Raw genomic sequence first — 15,790 nt, 5'->3', positions numbered from 1 at the left:
TGTGAAAAGGGTTTTTGCCAAGAATTGTCGCCAAATATAGGCACTTATATAGTGAAATGCACTGGCAATAGTTTTTTACACTGCGCACATCATTGCTCGAACAACACACGTCAGCGGCCATGCCCGCGATGAGGATATAAAAATGCGCGTTCTGGTCTTGGGTAGCGGCGTCATTGGTGTGACCAGTGCCTACTATTTGGCTCGGGCCGGCTTTGAAGTCGTGGTCGTCGACCGTCAGCCTGCCGCTGCCATGGAAACCAGTTTCGCCAACGCCGGCCAGGTATCCCCGGGCTACGCGTCGCCATGGGCCGCGCCGGGTGTACCGCTCAAGGCCATCAAGTGGCTGCTGCAACGCCACGCGCCGCTGGCCATCAAGGCCACCGCCGATATCGATCAATACCTGTGGATGGCGCAGATGCTGCGCAACTGCACCGCCAGCCGTTATGCAGTGAACAAAGAGCGCATGGTGCGCCTGTCCGAGTACAGCCGTGACTGCCTCGACGAACTGCGCGCCGAGACCGGCATTGCCTATGAAGGCCGCAGCCTGGGGACTACCCAGTTGTTCCGCACCCAAGCCCAGTTGGACGGTGCCGCCAAAGACATCGCCGTGCTGAAAGAGTCCGGCGTGCCGTTTGAGCTGCTCGACCGCGCCGGCATCGCCCGCGTCGAACCGGCCCTGGCCAGTGTCACCGACATCCTCGCCGGCGCCCTGCGCCTGCCGAACGACCAGACTGGCGACTGCCAGATGTTCACCACCCGCCTGGCCGACATGTGCAAGCAGTTGGGCGTGGAGTTCCGTTTCGAGCAAGACATCCAGCGCCTCGACTACGCCGGTGACCGCATCAACGGCGTTTGGATCGACGGCAAGCTGGAAACCGCCGACCGCTACGTGCTGGCCCTTGGCAGCTACTCGCCGAAGCTGCTCAAGCCACTGGGGATCAAGGCGCCGGTGTACCCGCTCAAGGGTTACTCGCTGACCGTGCCGATCACCAACCCCGCGATGGCGCCGACCTCGACCATTCTCGATGAGACCTACAAGGTCGCGATCACCCGTTTCGACAACCGCATCCGTGTCGGCGGCATGGCTGAAATAGCCGGTTTTGACCTGTCGCTGAACCCGCGTCGACGTGAAACCCTGGAGATGATCGTCAACGACCTTTATCCTCAGGGCGGCGATCTGACCGAGGCCACCTTCTGGACCGGCCTGCGCCCGACCACGCCCGACGGCACGCCGATTGTCGGTGCCACACCGTTCAAGAACCTGTTCCTGAACACCGGCCACGGCACCCTCGGTTGGACCATGGCCTGTGGCTCCGGCCGCCTGCTGGCCGACCTGATGGCGAAGAAAACGCCGCAAATCAGTGCCGCAGGTCTTGATATTTCCCGTTATGGCAACCACCAGGAGTCCGCAAAACATGTCAATCCAGCGCCAGCTCACCAATGAGCGCATGAGCCAGATCGTTGTCCACAGCGGCACCGTGTACCTGGCAGGGCAAGTCGGCGACGACATGAGTGCCGGAATTGAACAGCAGACCCGTGAAACCCTGGCCAATATCGAGCGTTTGCTGGACCTGGCCGGCACCGACAAGAGCAAGTTGCTGTCGGTGACGATCTACCTCAAAGACATCGACGCCGACTTCGCCGGCATGAACGCGGTGTGGGACAAGTGGTTGCCCAAAGGCGTCGCTCCGGCCCGTGCCACGGTTGAAGCCAAGTTGTGCGAACCGGAAATCCTGGTAGAGCTGTCCGTCGTGGCGGCGCTGCCTTAAACCTGGATCCCTCTCCCGGTGCCGACGTTGTCGGTCGGTGCCGGTTTTTCTTTTCTCTGCCGCCTAGAAGCCTGCCGCCATGCGTCCTGCCCGTGCCCTGATCGATCTCCAAGCCCTGCGCCACAACTACCAATTAGCCCGCGAAGTCACGGGGGCCAAGGCCCTGGCCGTGGTCAAGGCCGATGCCTACGGCCATGGCGCGGTGCGTGTGGCACAAGCGTTGGAAGCCGAGGCCGATGGGTTTGCCGTGGCGTGCATCGAAGAGGCGTTGGAGCTGCGTGCAGCCGGCATTCGAGCGCCGGTGCTGTTGCTCGAAGGCTTTTTTGAGGCCGACGAGTTGCCGCTGATCAACGAGCATGATTTGTGGTGCGTGGTGCATTCGTTGTGGCAGTTGGAGGCGATCGAGCAGGCCAGGCTGAGCACGCCGCTGACCGTCTGGCTCAAGCTCGACTCCGGTATGCACCGGGTTGGCCTGCATCCCAAGGATTACCATGAGGCGTACCAGCGCCTGCTGGGCAGTGGCAAAGTCGCCAAGATTGTATTGATGAGCCATTTCGCCCGTGCCGATGAACTCGACTGCGTGCGCAGCAATGAACAAGTGGCGGTGTTTGAAGCGGCGCGCCAAGGCTTGTCGGCCGACGTCAGCCTGCGCAACTCGCCGTCGGTGATGGGCTGGCCGAATGTGTCAAGCGACTGGGTACGCCCGGGCATCATGCTCTACGGCGCCACGCCGTTTGGCGAAGACCAGGCGGTGGCCGCACGTTTGCAGCCGGTGATGACCCTGGAGTCCAAAGTGATTTCTGTGCGTGAACTGCCGGCCGGCGAGCCGGTGGGCTATGGCGCCAAATTCATCACACCCAAGCCGATGCGCATAGGCGTGGTTGCCATGGGCTATGCCGATGGCTACCCGCGTCATGCGCCGACCGGCACGCCAGTGCTGGTCGCCGGGCAACGCAGCCAATTGCTCGGCCGCGTTTCGATGGACATGCTGTGCATCGACCTGACGGACGTGCCCCAGGCCGGCCTTGGTTCTACGGTGGAGTTGTGGGGCAAAAACATCCTCGCCAGTGATGTTGCGGTGGCCGCCGAGACCATCCCCTACCAGATCTTCTGCAACCTGCGCCGCGTGCCAAGGCTCTATTCCGGCGCTTGACCGCCGGGTACGAACGCAGGTGCCCGGGATTTAGGCCCAAGTGTTGTAAATACTGAACGCTGTCGCCATGATAACGCTCAATTACAACAACGCCTGAATCCTAGGAGGCTCCTGCATTGGACGTCGGCGAACGACTGCAATCCATCCGTAAACTCAAGGGTCTTTCCCAGCGTGAGCTCGCCAAGCGTGCGGGTGTCACCAACAGCACCATTTCGATGATCGAAAAAAACAGCGTCAGCCCCTCGATCAGCTCCTTGCGCAAGGTGCTGGGTGGTATCCCCATGTCCATGGTCGAGTTCTTTTCCGAGGAGATCCTCCAGGAAATACCGACGCAGATCGTCTATAAAGCCAATGAGCTGATCGACATTTCCGACGGTGCCGTCACCATGAAACTGGTAGGCCGGGCGCACCCCAGCCGGGCAATTGCGTTCCTGAACGAGATCTACCCGCCAGGCGCCGATACCGGCGAAGAAATGCTCACCCATGAGGGCGAAGAAACCGGGATTCTGGTGGAAGGTCGCCTGGAGTTGGTGGTCGGTCTTGAAACTTTTGTGCTCGAAGCCGGCGATAGCTACTACTTTGAAAGCACCAAGCCCCATCGTTTTCGCAACCCGTTCGATGTGCCGGCGCGACTAATCAGCGCAGCCACACCGGCGAACTTTTGACAGAAGAGGCGTGCTGCCAGCGTTGCAGACACACCCGTCGCTGTAACCGTGACGCCGAATCTCCCTTTATTTAATAGGGTTGTTTCGGCCAGGCGGGCTAACCGTTATACTTTCGCCGCCTGCGAAACCGTGGCCGCAGGCGTGAATAGCCACCATTGAGGGTGAACGCGTGAACCTAATTATGAAAATGCTGGCTGCACCAGCAACCGTACTGGCCCTATGGGCTGTCAGCGCTCAAGCTGCGACCAATGATGAAATTGCCAAGCGCCTGGAGCCCGTGGGCCAGGTCTGCGTTCAAGGCCAGGAATGCAAGGGCATGGAAGTGGCCGTGGCCGCAGGTGGCGGCGGTGCTGCCAAGACCCCGGACGACGTGATCGCCAAGCACTGCAACGCGTGCCACGGGACTGGTTTGCTGGGCGCCCCGAAAATCGGTGACACCGCCGCCTGGAAAGACCGCGCCGACCATCAGGGTGGCCTCGACGGTCTGTTGGCCAAGGCCATCACCGGCCTGAACGCCATGCCGCCCAAAGGCACCTGCGCCGATTGCTCGGATGATGACCTCAAAGGCGCGATCAAGAAGATGTCCGGCCTCTGATCCGCCGATCTTCGCCAAAAAAGCCGCTTGTAAGCGGCTTTTTTGTGCCCCCCATTTGTGTTTCGGCGCTGTTCATTGCAGCAAAGACCCGGCAAGCTCGGTCCAACCCCTAATCATGGAATGTTCGGGAGGGTCGGATGGTGCAGTTGTGTTCAATTGAGCAAGCCGTTGACGACGTATTGGCGCGCTTGCCCGCGCATATACACATGGGCATGCCGTTGGGCCTGGGCAAGCCTAACCTATTCGTCAACGCGCTGTACCGGCGTATTGCCAAGTTGCCCGAGCGGCAACTGACGCTCTACACCGCCTTGAGCCTGGGCCGCCCGCCATTCGGCGATGGTTTGCAAAAGCGCTTTCTCGGGCCCTTTATCGAGCGGGTGTTCGGCGACTACCCCGAGCTGGATTTTCTCGCCGACCTGCACAAGGACAGCCTGCCGGCCAATATCCACGTGCAGCAGTTCTTCATGCAGCCCGGCAGTTTGCTCCACAGCCGTTCGGCGCAGCAGGACTACGTCAGCAGCAACTACAGCCACGCCGCCCGCGACATCAACGCCGCCGGCCTGAACCTGGTGGCGCAACTGGTCGCCAGCAGTGCCGAACACCCCGACCGCCTGAGCCTGAGCTGCAACCCGGATATCACCCTCGACCTGCTGCCGATGATCGCCAAGCGCCGCGCCGCCGGGGAAACCATCCTGGTGGTGGGCCAGGTCCACAGCGACTTGCCCTACATGCCGGGGGATTCCGAGCTGGGCATGGATGCGTTCGATTACCTGATCGATGAAAAAGACAGCACCACGCTGTTCTCCACACCAAACATGCCGGTGGGGTTCCAGGACCATTTCATCGGCCTGCATGCCAGCACGTTGGTGCGTGATGGCGGCACGTTGCAGATCGGCATCGGCTCCATGGGCGACGCGCTGACCGCCGCCTTGCTGGCCCGCCAGGCCGATAACGAGGCTTACCGCCTGCTGCTGACCGACCTTGATGTGTACCAATGGGCGCCGCTGATCAGCCATGAAGGCGGCGTCGCGCCGTTTGTGCGGGGCCTGTATGGCTGCAGCGAGATGTTCGTCAACGGCTTGCTGGTGCTGGCGGATGCCGGGATCGTGCGGCGCAAGGTGTACCCGGATGTGGCCACCCAGGAGCAGGCCAACGCTGGCACGCTGGACGACGCCGCGCAGCCCGACGGCGTGTCGATCCATGGCGGCTTCTTCCTCGGGCCGCGCAGTTTTTACCAGCGCTTGCAGGAGATGACCCACACCAAGCGCCTCGAATTCAACATGACCCGCATCAGCTACATCAACGAGCTGTACGGTCAGGAAGAACTCAAGCGCCTGCAGCGCCTGGATGCGCGGTTTATCAACAGCGCGATCATGGTCACGCTGCTGGGCGCGGGCGTTGCCGACCAGCTGGAAGACGGCCGTGTGCTCAGTGGTGTGGGCGGGCAATACAACTTTGTCGCCCAGGGCCATGCATTGGAAGGCGCACGCTCGATCCTGATTTTGCGCAGCTGGCGCGAATCGGCGGGGGAGGTGAGTTCCAATATCGTCTGGGACTACGGCCACTGCACCATTCCGCGACACCTGCGGGACATTGTCATCACTGAATACGGTATTGCCGACCTGCGTGGTCAGACGGATGCCAAAGTGATCGAGGCGTTGCTCAAAATCACCGACTCACGCTTCCAGGATGATTTGATCGAGCAGGCGCAAAAGGCCGGCAAACTGCCCGAAGGTTTCCAGTTGGAGCCGCGTTTTACCGACAACACCCCGGAGCGGCTCAAAGGCATTCAGGCGCGGCATCGGCGATTGTTTCCGGAGTATCCGCTGGGCAGCGATTTCACGGAGGAGGAGCGGGATCTGTTGCGGGCGTTGAACTGGCTCAAGAGCAAATTCAAGCTGACGGAGATTCTGGAGTTGGGCAAGGCTGCGTTGGACGCGCCGGAGCCAGAGGCGTTTCCCGAGCATTTGAAGCGCATGCGGTTGGATAAGCCCGAAGGCTTGAAAGAAGACCTCTACCAGCGCCTGCTACTCGCCGGCCTACAAGCCACCGCACACTAACAAACAATGCAAATCAAATGTGGGAGCGGGCTTGCTCGCGAATGCGGTGGACCAGTCAATAAATTCAGCGACTGATACTCTGCATTCGCGAGCAAGCCCGCTCCCACATTTTGATCCGTGTTCACTGGGAATTTGCCATGTGGCAAATTATTCGATGAAGGTGACCACGCCGCCTTCCAACGACTTCACCCGTGCCAGCGACTCAACCCGGTAACCTTGTGCATCCAGCTCCGCCCGACCACCCTGGAACGACTTCTCGATCACGATCCCCAAGCCGGCCACGGTAGCGCCCGCCTGCTTGATGATCGAAATCAGCGCCTGGGACGCCTTGCCGTTGGCCAAAAAGTCGTCGATCACCAGCACGCGGTCGCTGCTGGTCAGGTGACGAGGGGAGATCGCCACGGTGCTCTCGACCTTCTTGGTGAAGGAGTACACCGTCGCCGACAGCAGGTTTTCCGTCAGGGTCAGGGACTGTTGCTTGCGCGCGAAGATCACCGGAACGCCCAGGTTCAAGCCGGTCATGATGGCCGGTGCTATCCCTGAGGCTTCGATGGTGACGATCTTGGTGATGCCCGAGTCCTTGAACAGCGCGGCGAATTCGTCGCCGATCAGTTTCATCAGTGCCGGGTCGATCTGGTGGTTCAGAAAGGCGTCGACCTTGAGTACCTGATCGGAAAGCACGATGCCTTCTTCGCGAATTTTCTTGTGCAGTGCTTCCACGGAAAGCTTCCTCTGTTGACGCAACGGGCGCCGAAAGTAGATTAAAAAGTAGTCGATTCTAGCGCTTTAACATCGCGCGTATATCCGCCAGCGCGGTGTTGCCGCGAACGGCCTTCACCTCGGTCGGGGTGTCGTCGTTGCCTTCCCAGGCCAGGTCGTCCGGCGGCAGCTCATCCAGGAACCGGCTGGGGGCACAATCGATGATTTCGCCGTATTGCTTGCGCTTGGCGGCAAAGGTAAAGGCCAGGGTCTGACGTGCGCGGGTAATGCCCACGTAGGCCAGGCGGCGTTCTTCCTCGATGGTGTCGGCTTCGATGCTGGAGCGGTGCGGGAGGATTTCCTCTTCCATGCCCATGATGAACACGTAGGGAAATTCCAGGCCCTTGGACGCATGCAAGGTCATCATCTGCACGCCCTCGGCGCCATCTTCTTCTTCCTGCTGGCGCTCGAGCATGTCGCGCAGCACCAGCTTGCCGATGGCGTCTTCGACGGTCATTTCGCCGTCTTCGTCTTTCTCCAGGGTGTTTTTCAGCGCTTCGATCAGGAACCAGACGTTGCCCATGCGGTAATCGGCGGCCTTGTCGCTGGAACTGTTGGTGCGTAGCCAGTTCTCGTAGTCGATGTCCATGACCATGCTGCGCAGGGCACTGATCGGGTCTTCGCCGGCGCACTGCTCGCGCACCTTGTCCATGAAACGCTTGAAGCGCGACAGGCGATCGGTGAAGCGTGTGTCCAGGTGTTCGCCCAGGCCGATCTCGTCGGTGGCGGCGTACATCGAGATCTTGCGCTCGGTGGCGTAGTTGCCGAGTTTTTCCAGGGTGGTGGAGCCGATCTCGCGGCGCGGCACGTTGATCACGCGCAGGAAGGCGTTGTCGTCGTCCGGGTTCACGATCAACCGGAAGTAGGCCATCAGGTCCTTTACTTCCTGGCGTCCGAAAAAGCTGTTGCCGCCCGACAGGCGATACGGCACCTGGTGGTGCTGCAATTTCAGCTCGATCAGCTTGGCCTGGTAGTTGCCGCGATACAGGATCGCGAAATCGCTGTAAGGCCGGTCGGTGCGCAAGTGCAGGCTGAGGATCTCCACGGCCACGCGCTCGGCTTCGGCGTCTTCGTTGCGGCAGCGGATCACGCGGATCTCGTCGCCGTGGCCCATCTCACTCCACAGTTGTTTTTCAAACTCGTGGGGGTTGTTCGAGATCAGCACGTTGGCGCAGCGCAGGATGCGGCTGGTGGAGCGGTAGTTCTGCTCCAGCATCACCACTTTCAGGGACGGGTAGTCGTCCTTGAGCAGCATCAGGTTTTCCGGGCGGGCGCCGCGCCAGGCGTAGATCGACTGGTCGTCGTCCCCTACCACGGTGAACTGGTTGCGCTTGCCAATCAGCATTTTCACCAGCAGGTATTGGCTGGCGTTGGTGTCCTGGTATTCGTCCACCAGCAGGTAGCGCACCTTGTTCTGCCACTTTTCGAGGATGTCGGCGTGTTCCTCGAACAGTTTTACGGGCAGCAGGATCAGGTCGTCGAAGTCCACCGCGTTGAACGCCTTGAGCGTGCGCTGGTAGTGGGTGTAGACGATGGCGGCCGTCTGTTCCTTGGGGTTGCGCGCGTTTTCCAGGGCCTGGGCGGGCAGGATCAGGTCGTTCTTCCAGGCGCCGATCATGTTCTTGATCTCATCCACGCCGTCGTCGCCTGCGTACTCCTTCTGCATGATGTCGGTCATCAGCGACTTCACGTCGGTCTCGTCGAAAATCGAGAAACCGGGCTTGTAGCCCAGGCGTACGTGCTCCTTGCGGATGATGTTCAGGCCCAGGTTGTGGAAGGTACACACGGTGAGGCCACGGCCTTCGCCACCCTTGAGCAGGGTGCCGACGCGCTCTTTCATTTCCCGCGCCGCCTTGTTGGTAAAGGTCATGGCGACGATGTACTGGGCGCGGATGCCGCAGTGCTGGATCAGGTGCGCGATCTTGCGGGTGATCACGCTGGTCTTGCCGGAGCCTGCGCCGGCGAGCACCAATAGAGGGCCGCCGACGTAGTTCACGGCTTCTTGCTGCCGGGGATTGAGTCGGGACATACAGAATTTCAGGAGTCGTTATTCAAAAGGGCGGGCATTTTAACAGGCTCGCAGGATTCTGCTCTGTCAGAACGACAGTGTGACGTACCACTCGATCTAAATTTGCCGGTTTTGATACTTTGCCGCAGGATGTGGTGGGCTTTTTGTGGTTTGGGCCAAGACGAATGTTTACAGCCGGCGTATTTGATAACCCCTATCATTGGTGATTATCAGGCCGCACGTCATAATGCCCGCCGCCAACGAATTCTTGCAGAGTCTAGGGAGCTAGCTTGTCTACGCCTGTCGAACCCTTGCGTTTGCTGCTGCTGGCCGATGAGCCCGCGTGGGCAGCGTTATTGCGCGAGTGCCTGGCGCCGATGGGCGATGGGGCTGTGCTGATCAGTGCGCCAAATTGGGATTCCGTGAGCCGTCTGTTCGATGACGACCACGGTGCCGTGCTGTTGACCACTCCCCACCTGCAACCCGGTCCGGGCCGCTGCAGCTTGCCTTGTGTATTGCTGCTGGAGCAGGAGCCGCTGGTTTCGCCCCTCGGTGTCAGCGATTGGCTGATCCGTGATGTATTGGACGCCGATACACTGCGCCGCTGCCTGCGCCATGTGCGCGAGCGGGGTGTGCTGGAAAACACCTTGCAGCGCCTGGCCGAACAGGACCCGCTCACCGGTATTGCCAATCGACAGGGCTTCCAGACCTTGCTCGCGGCGCGACTGGCCGAGAACGAAGGCCGCGGCCTGGCCCTCGGGCATCTGGACCTCGACAATTTCCGCCACGCCAACGACGCCCTCGGCCACCAGGCCGGCGACCGGTTGATCCTGCAAGTGGTCTCGCGGCTCAAGAGCCAGCTTGAGGCCGGGGACCAACTGGCACGCCTGGGCAGCGATGAATTCGCGTTGTTGATCGACACCCGCCGTGCGCCCCAACGCGCCGAATGGATGGCCGAACGCATCACCGAAGTCATGGCCGAACCCTACTGGGTCGATGGCGAGAGCCTGCTGATCGGCTGCAGCCTGGGCGTGGCTCATGCCCGTGCCCGCGCCGGTGCCGACCCGCTGATGTGGCACGCGCATATCGCCATGCAGCAAGCCAAGAGCACCCAGGGTTGCACCTTTCATATCTTCAACGAGCGCATCAACCGCAACGCGCGCAGTCTGGCCGACCTGGAAAGTGAGCTGCGCCGCGCCCTGCGTCGGGATGAACTGGAACTGCATTACCAACCGCGCCTGGACCTGGACGATGGGCATATCGTCGGCCTGGAAGCCCTGGTGCGTTGGCGCCACGGTGAGCGCGGCCTGTTGCCGCCGAGTGAGTTCGTGCCCCTGGCCGAGCAGAGCGGCCTGATCGTGCCCCTGGGCTACTGGGTGATTTCCCGGGCCCTGCGCGACATGCAGGACTTGCGCGAACGCGGCCTGCCGCCGTTGCACATGGCGGTCAACCTGTCGTTCCGCCAGTTCCAGGACAGCCAGTTGCTTTCCACCCTCAGCCGGCTGATTGCCGAGCGCGGTGTTGAAGCGCAATGGCTGGAGTTCGAGCTGACCGAAACCGCCGTGATGCGCCGCAGTGATCTGGTCAAGCAGACCATGGACGCACTCGGCCGTTTGGGCGTGCGGTTTTCCCTGGATGACTTCGGCACCGGTTTTTCCTCGTTCGTGCACCTCAACAGCCTGCCGATTGCCTTGCTGAAGATCGACAAGAGCTTCGTCGGCGGCATGGAAGAGCGTGAAGAGAACCGCAAGCTGGTGCACGCGATGATCAACCTGGCCCACAACCTGAACCTGGAAGTGGTGGCCGAAGGTGTGGAAACCCCTGAGCAACTGGCGCTGTTGCGTTTGTTTGGCTGCGACCAGGCCCAGGGTTACCTGATCAGCAAACCGTTGCCGTTGCCGGAGCTGGTTGAATACCTGACCTTCGGCAAGGGCCAGCAGGCCCTGCTGGGCTGAATGGCGAACCCCACCAACTGTAGGAACCGGCTTGCCAGCTCCCACATTTGGACCGGTGGATCCCCAGCTTCTTCAGGCGATAATCCTGATCTGCGCCGCTGCCGTCTGACACAACGCGGATAAAACTGTGGGAGCTGGCTTGCCTGCGATGGCGGTGTATCAGCACCAGATGAGTTATCTGACCGCGCACGTCCTCTAGTCAGGCTGCATTGCCTGGAATTCAGCGCGGGTCTCAGGGTTTTTGCGGATCATGCGTTTCATCTTCGCTTCGAATGCCCAGGTCAGGCTGATGGCCGCGCAGGCCAGGCCCAGGGCCAGCCCCCACCACACCCCGGTCGGGCCCCAGCCCAGGTGGAAGGCCATCCACCAGGCCGACGGCGCGCCGATCAACCAGTAGCAACCCAACCCCACCAGGAAGGTGGTCTTGGCGTCCTTCAGCCCACGGATGCAGCCCATTGCGATGGTCTGCACGCCGTCGAACAGCTCAAACCACGCCGCCACTGCCAACAGGCTGACAGCCAGCACGATCACGTCGTGGAAGGCCGGATCGTTATGGTCGAGGAACAGCCCGATCAGCGGGTCGGAAAACAGCCACAGCACTGCCGCAAATGCCAACATCACTGCCGCGCCAAACCCGATGCCCACCCGCCCGGCCAGGCGTGCCTGCAGCAACTGCTCGGCGCCGTAGTGCTGGCCGATGCGCATGGTCACCGCGTAGGACATGCCGGCCGGCACCATAAAGGCCACCGACACGATCTGCAGGGCAATCTGGTGCGCCGCCAACTGCGTGCTGCCCATGGTGCCCATGCACAACGCGGCGAAGGCAAACAATCCGACTTCCACCGCATAGGTGCCGCCGATCGGCAGGCCCAGGCGCCACAGCTCGCGCAAATACTGGGTGTTGAGACGCAGCAGGCCTTTGCCCAGCGGGTAGGCCGAGTAGGTCCGATTACTGCGGATGTACCACCACAGCGCCAGGGCCATGCTGTTGGCGACAAGGGCGGTGACCAGGCCAATGCCCATCAGCCCCAGTTTCGGCAGGCCGAACATGCCTTCGATCAGTGCGTGGTTGAGCAGGTAGTTGGCCACCGCACCGCACAGGCTGATCACCATCACCGGCTGCGCCTTGCCAATCGCGCTGGTAAAACCGCGCAGTGTCATGAAACTGAGGAAACCCGGCAGGGCAAACGGCAGGATCGTCAGGAATTGCCCGGCCGAGTGCACGTTGGCTTCGGTCTGGCCAAACATCAGCAACAGCGGCTTGAGGTTCCACAGCAGCAGACCCGCCGCCAGCGCCATCAGCCACGCCAGCCACAGCCCGGCCTGGGTCAGGCGGGTGGCGCCGTCGATATCGCCCGCGCCGTGCCGAATGGCCACCAGGGTGCCCACGGCAGCAATCACGCCGATGCAGAAAATCGACACAAAGGAATAGCTGGCCGCGCCCAGGCCACCACCGGCCAGGGCTTCGGGGCTCAGGCGGGCCATCATCAGGGTGTCGGTCAGCACCATCAGCATGTGCGCCAACTGTGAGGCAATCAACGGCCCTGACAGCCGCAGGATGGCCCAGAGTTCGGTACGCGCCGGATGCTGCATGATCATCACGCTCGAAAAGTCAGAGGGGTGGGGAAGGGTCGATTCTCGGCGCTTCTGGTGCATTGCACAAAAGGATAAAAGCGATCGTTCGCATGACTAATACTCATGTATACGGATTCTGCTAGGGTGCTGCTTTGGTTTGTAGGAGTTTTCCGTATGTCGCGCCGCCTCCCTCCGCTTTATGCCCTGCGTGCATTTGAGGCTGCGTCCCGGCATAACTCCTTCACGCGCGCCGCCGAGGAGCTGTCGATCACCCAGAGTGCGGTCAGCCGGCATATCCGTACGCTGGAAGAGCATTTTGCCTGTCGCCTGTTCCAGCGCAGCGGGCGCACCCTGCAACTCACCGAAGCGGCGCGCCTGCTGTTGCCCGGCGTGCGTGAAGGCTTTGCCGCGCTGGAGCGGGCCTGCCATACCCTGAATGCCGAAGACGACATCCTGCGCATGAAAGCACCCTCGACCCTGACCATGCGCTGGCTGCTGGCGCGGCTCAGTCGTTTCCGGGCGTTGCAGCCGGGCAACGAGGTGCAACTGACCAGTGCGTGGATGAGCGTGGATGAGGTGGACTTCAATCAGGAGCCGTTCGATTGTGCGGTGCTGCTGAGCTACGGACATTTCCCGGCCGATTGGGAAGCCAGTTACCTGTTCCCCGAGTTGCTGATTCCAGTGGGGGCGCCCAACCTGCTTGAGGATGGGCCCTGGGATGCAGCGCGCCTGGCCACCGCCGAGTTGCTGCATCCCACGCCCGACCGTCGCGACTGGCGCAATTGGCTGGAGCGCATGGGCTTGTCGTCCCAGGTGTCGCTCAAGGGCGGGCAGGTGTTCGATACCCTTGAACTGGGCATGATTGCTGCCGCGCGGGGCTACGGGGTGTCCATGGGCGACCTGCTGATGGTGGCGGAGGACGTGGCTCAGGGGCGGTTGAGCCTGCCGTGGCCCACCGCAGTCGCCAGTGGTGAAAACTATTACTTGGTGTGGCCGAAAACCCGCCCCGGGGGAGAGCGGCTGCGACGTTTGGCGGAGTTTCTTCAGGGCGAAGTCAAGGCCATGGAATTGCCTCAGGTGCAGCGCCTCGACTGATGCGCGGCCTACCGTTCGTGCAATCGTTTGCGCGATACCCCTGTGAATCGCTCAAGTATTGCCCGCGCCCGCCGAAGAAGGTGTGTTGGAACCATCGTGCACCAACGTTTCCCACCAGATAATTTGCCGAGCAGCGCTATGAGATCAGGATGATCCTGGCCTCGGCCAGGAGCTGTCATGTCTCAACCTCGCGCTCGGATCGCCTCCCAACTAGGCCTCGCCTTGGCCGTTATTCTGGCTGTCGTCATCAGCGGCAGTACCGTCTTTGCCTTGCGTTCCCTCGACTCGGCCAACCTCGACACCCGCGAGGAACACCTGGCCAGCGAGGCGCGTTTGCTGGCCGACCAACTCAATACCTTCCACAGCACCTTGCGCGAGAGTACCCAGCGTTTGAGCGGGCTGTTCGAAAAGCGCTTCGGCGCCGGCCTGAGCGTGCGTGCAGACCAGCCAGTCACCGTGGCCGGCGTGCAAACCCCAAGCCTGTACCTGGGCGAGGAGGTGCTGAACAACAACTTTGATGAAGTGGATGAGTTCAAGCAGATGTCCGGCGGCGTGGCCACGGTGTTCGTGCGCAGCGGCGAGGACTTCATTCGTATCAGCACCTCCCTGACCAAGCAGGACGGAAACCGTGCCATCGGTACCGTGCTCGACCACCAGCACCCGGCGTACCAGCGCCTGCTGTCAGGGCAGAATTACGTGGGCCGGGCCGTGCTGTTCGACCGCTCCTACATGACCCAGTACACCCCGGTGCGTGACGCCAGCGGCAAGGTCATCGCCGTGTTGTTCATCGGCTTTGACTACACCGACGAGCAGAAGGCCCAGTTCGACAACCTCAAGCGCTTCCGTATCGGCCAGACCGGCTCGCTGGCGCTGTTGGACGAACAGAAACATTGGTTGGTGCCACCGGCGGGCGTGCAGGCGCTGGATCAGGCGATCCCGGTGATGCTCGACCTGGCGAAGAAGCCCGGTGAAGGCCGCTTCTGGAGTGACAAGAACGAAGATTTCTACAGCGTCTCGGTGCCGTTCGAAGGCGGCCCGTGGTCGGTGGTGGCAAGCATGCCGAAGTCCGAGATCCGCGCAGTCACTTGGGCGGTAGGTATTCGCCTGGTAATCGGTAGCGTGCTGGCAATGCTGCTGGCGGTCGGCGCGGCGGTCTGGCTGCTGCGCAGCAAACTGCAGCCGTTGAGTGACCTGGTGCGCCAGGCCGAAGCCCTGGGCGCCGGCGATTTGAGCGCACGCTTGAACGTGGCCAGCCATGACGAAATCGGCCAGTTGGCACGCAGCTTCAACCAGATGGGTGAAGCCTTGTCGACCATGGTCTCGCACATCCGCAAGGCGGCCGAAGAGGTCAACAGCCGAGCACAGGCCTTGTCCGGGTTGTCCGGTGGCGCTTATGAAGGCATGGAACAGCAGTCCGGCGAGATCACCAGCATGGCCGGCGCAGTGGAAGAGTTCAGTGCCACCTCGTTGAACATCGCCGACAACATGGGCAACACCGAACGCCTGGCCCAGGAAAATGCCCAGCAGACGCGCATCGGTCGCACCTCGATGCAAGAAGCCTCGTCGTCGCTGGAACATATCGCCACGGCACTGAACAGCACGGCCACGGTGATCAACACCTTGGGCCAGCGCTCCCAGGAAATCGGCGGGATTGTGGGAGTGATCACCTCGATTGCCGAGCAGACCAACCTGTTGGCGCTGAACGCCGCCATCGAAGCTGCACGGGCCGGCGAGCAAGGCCGTGGTTTCGCGGTGGTCGCCGACGAGGTGCGCAACCTGGCGTCGCGTACCCGTGAGGCCACTGATGAAATCTCCGGGATGATCCAGAGCATCCAGCAGGAAACCGGCAACGCCATCAGCACCATGGAGCGCGGCAATGTGTTGATGCAAGAAGGCCTGTCGCGTAACGCCGACGTGGCTTCGGCCCTGGCGCGCATCGACGAGCAAAGCCGCTCGGCCGGCCAGCAATTTGCGGCGATCACCACCGCGACCCAGGAACAGAGCAGCACCGCGAACGTGCTCAGCAGCAACCTGCAAAGCATTGCGCTGGCCAACAGCGAACAGCGTGAAGTGGTGTCGAACCTGGCGATCACCGCCAAGGAACTGGAAACCCTGGCGGCGGGCTTGCGCCAAGAGGTCGACCGCTTCCGCTGACA

12 protein-coding genes are annotated in these 15,790 nt (G+C 61.6%); 9 read left to right on the top strand and 3 right to left on the bottom strand.

Translation table 11 applies throughout. The annotated features are described in order from the left end of the window. Positions 1-142: 142 nt before the first annotated feature. From dadA to ACVWVP_RS02170, 6 genes are all read left to right on the top strand, one after another. On the top strand, positions 143-1,444 hold the full coding sequence (gene dadA, locus ACVWVP_RS02195; protein ID WP_457404391.1) for a D-amino acid dehydrogenase: 1,302 nt from the start codon (positions 143-145) through the stop codon (positions 1,442-1,444). Then, on the top strand, positions 1,416-1,769 hold the full coding sequence (locus ACVWVP_RS02190) for a RidA family protein (protein WP_145158111.1): 354 nt from the start codon (positions 1,416-1,418) through the stop codon (positions 1,767-1,769). The genes dadA and ACVWVP_RS02190 overlap by 29 nt, the downstream gene beginning before the upstream one ends. A 79-nt stretch (positions 1,770-1,848) precedes the next feature. After that, a complete protein-coding gene (gene alr, locus ACVWVP_RS02185) occupies positions 1,849-2,922 on the top strand; it encodes an alanine racemase (protein ID WP_457404389.1) in 1,074 nt (357 codons plus the stop codon). A 116-nt stretch (positions 2,923-3,038) separates the two neighbouring features. Continuing rightward, entirely contained in the window at positions 3,039-3,587 is a 549-nt protein-coding gene (locus ACVWVP_RS02180; RefSeq protein ID WP_003176893.1) for a cupin domain-containing protein, read from the top strand. A 181-nt stretch (positions 3,588-3,768) separates the two neighbouring features. Beyond that, positions 3,769-4,182: a c-type cytochrome gene (locus tag ACVWVP_RS02175; protein WP_176994669.1), complete on the top strand. Its 414-nt coding sequence runs from the start codon at positions 3,769-3,771 to the stop codon at positions 4,180-4,182. A 137-nt stretch (positions 4,183-4,319) separates the two neighbouring features. Then, complete coding sequence (locus ACVWVP_RS02170; protein WP_457404388.1) at positions 4,320-6,242, top strand: acetyl-CoA hydrolase/transferase C-terminal domain-containing protein; 1,923 nt, start codon at positions 4,320-4,322, stop codon at positions 6,240-6,242. Positions 6,243-6,389: 147 nt separating this feature from the next. Here the strand turns inward: ACVWVP_RS02170 and ACVWVP_RS02165 are convergent, their stop codons facing one another. Then, on the bottom strand, positions 6,390-6,962 hold the full coding sequence (locus tag ACVWVP_RS02165) for a xanthine phosphoribosyltransferase (protein WP_025856334.1): 573 nt from the start codon (positions 6,960-6,962) through the stop codon (positions 6,390-6,392). Positions 6,963-7,020: 58 nt separating this feature from the next. Beyond that, on the bottom strand, positions 7,021-9,030 hold the full coding sequence (rep, locus tag ACVWVP_RS02160; RefSeq protein WP_178920312.1) for a DNA helicase Rep: 2,010 nt from the start codon (positions 9,028-9,030) through the stop codon (positions 7,021-7,023). A 269-nt stretch (positions 9,031-9,299) separates the two neighbouring features. Here rep and ACVWVP_RS02155 point away from each other — a divergent pair, with 269 nt between their 5' ends. Then, complete coding sequence (locus ACVWVP_RS02155) at positions 9,300-10,964, top strand: putative bifunctional diguanylate cyclase/phosphodiesterase (protein ID WP_259172374.1); 1,665 nt, start codon at positions 9,300-9,302, stop codon at positions 10,962-10,964. Between the two features lie 195 nt (positions 10,965-11,159). Here ACVWVP_RS02155 and ACVWVP_RS02150 read toward each other — a convergent pair whose 3' ends face one another. After that, entirely contained in the window at positions 11,160-12,563 is a 1,404-nt protein-coding gene (locus ACVWVP_RS02150; protein WP_178920310.1) for a NorM family multidrug efflux MATE transporter, read from the bottom strand. Between the two features lie 150 nt (positions 12,564-12,713). Here ACVWVP_RS02150 and ACVWVP_RS02145 point away from each other — a divergent pair, with 150 nt between their 5' ends. Continuing rightward, complete coding sequence (locus tag ACVWVP_RS02145; protein ID WP_178920309.1) at positions 12,714-13,634, top strand: LysR substrate-binding domain-containing protein; 921 nt, start codon at positions 12,714-12,716, stop codon at positions 13,632-13,634. Between the two features lie 177 nt (positions 13,635-13,811). Beyond that, positions 13,812-15,788 (top strand): methyl-accepting chemotaxis protein, encoded by a 1,977-nt coding sequence (locus tag ACVWVP_RS02140; protein ID WP_178920308.1) that lies wholly within the window; start codon positions 13,812-13,814, stop codon positions 15,786-15,788. Positions 15,789-15,790: the final 2 nt, after the last annotated feature.

It is taken from the genome of Pseudomonas sp. TE24901 (assembly GCF_054058375.1).
This window is presented reverse-complemented; position numbering and strand designations above follow the sequence as displayed.

Bases quoted from the DNA above. Each gene is read 5' to 3' on its own strand.
- dadA (WP_457404391.1), top strand. From the start codon at position 143: ATGCGCGTTCTGGTCTTGGGTAGCGGCGTCATTGGTGTGACCAGTGCC.
- ACVWVP_RS02190 (WP_145158111.1), top strand. From the start codon at position 1,416: ATGTCAATCCAGCGCCAGCTCACCAATGAGCGCATGAGCCAGATCGTT.
- alr (WP_457404389.1), top strand. From the start codon at position 1,849: ATGCGTCCTGCCCGTGCCCTGATCGATCTCCAAGCCCTGCGCCACAAC.
- ACVWVP_RS02175 (WP_176994669.1), top strand. From the start codon at position 3,769: ATGAAAATGCTGGCTGCACCAGCAACCGTACTGGCCCTATGGGCTGTC.
- ACVWVP_RS02170 (WP_457404388.1), top strand. From the start codon at position 4,320: ATGGTGCAGTTGTGTTCAATTGAGCAAGCCGTTGACGACGTATTGGCG.
- rep (WP_178920312.1), bottom strand. From the start codon at position 9,030: ATGTCCCGACTCAATCCCCGGCAGCAAGAAGCCGTGAACTACGTCGGC.
- ACVWVP_RS02150 (WP_178920310.1), bottom strand. From the start codon at position 12,563: ATGATCATGCAGCATCCGGCGCGTACCGAACTCTGGGCCATCCTGCGG.
- ACVWVP_RS02145 (WP_178920309.1), top strand. From the start codon at position 12,714: ATGTCGCGCCGCCTCCCTCCGCTTTATGCCCTGCGTGCATTTGAGGCT.
- ACVWVP_RS02140 (WP_178920308.1), top strand. From the start codon at position 13,812: ATGTCTCAACCTCGCGCTCGGATCGCCTCCCAACTAGGCCTCGCCTTG.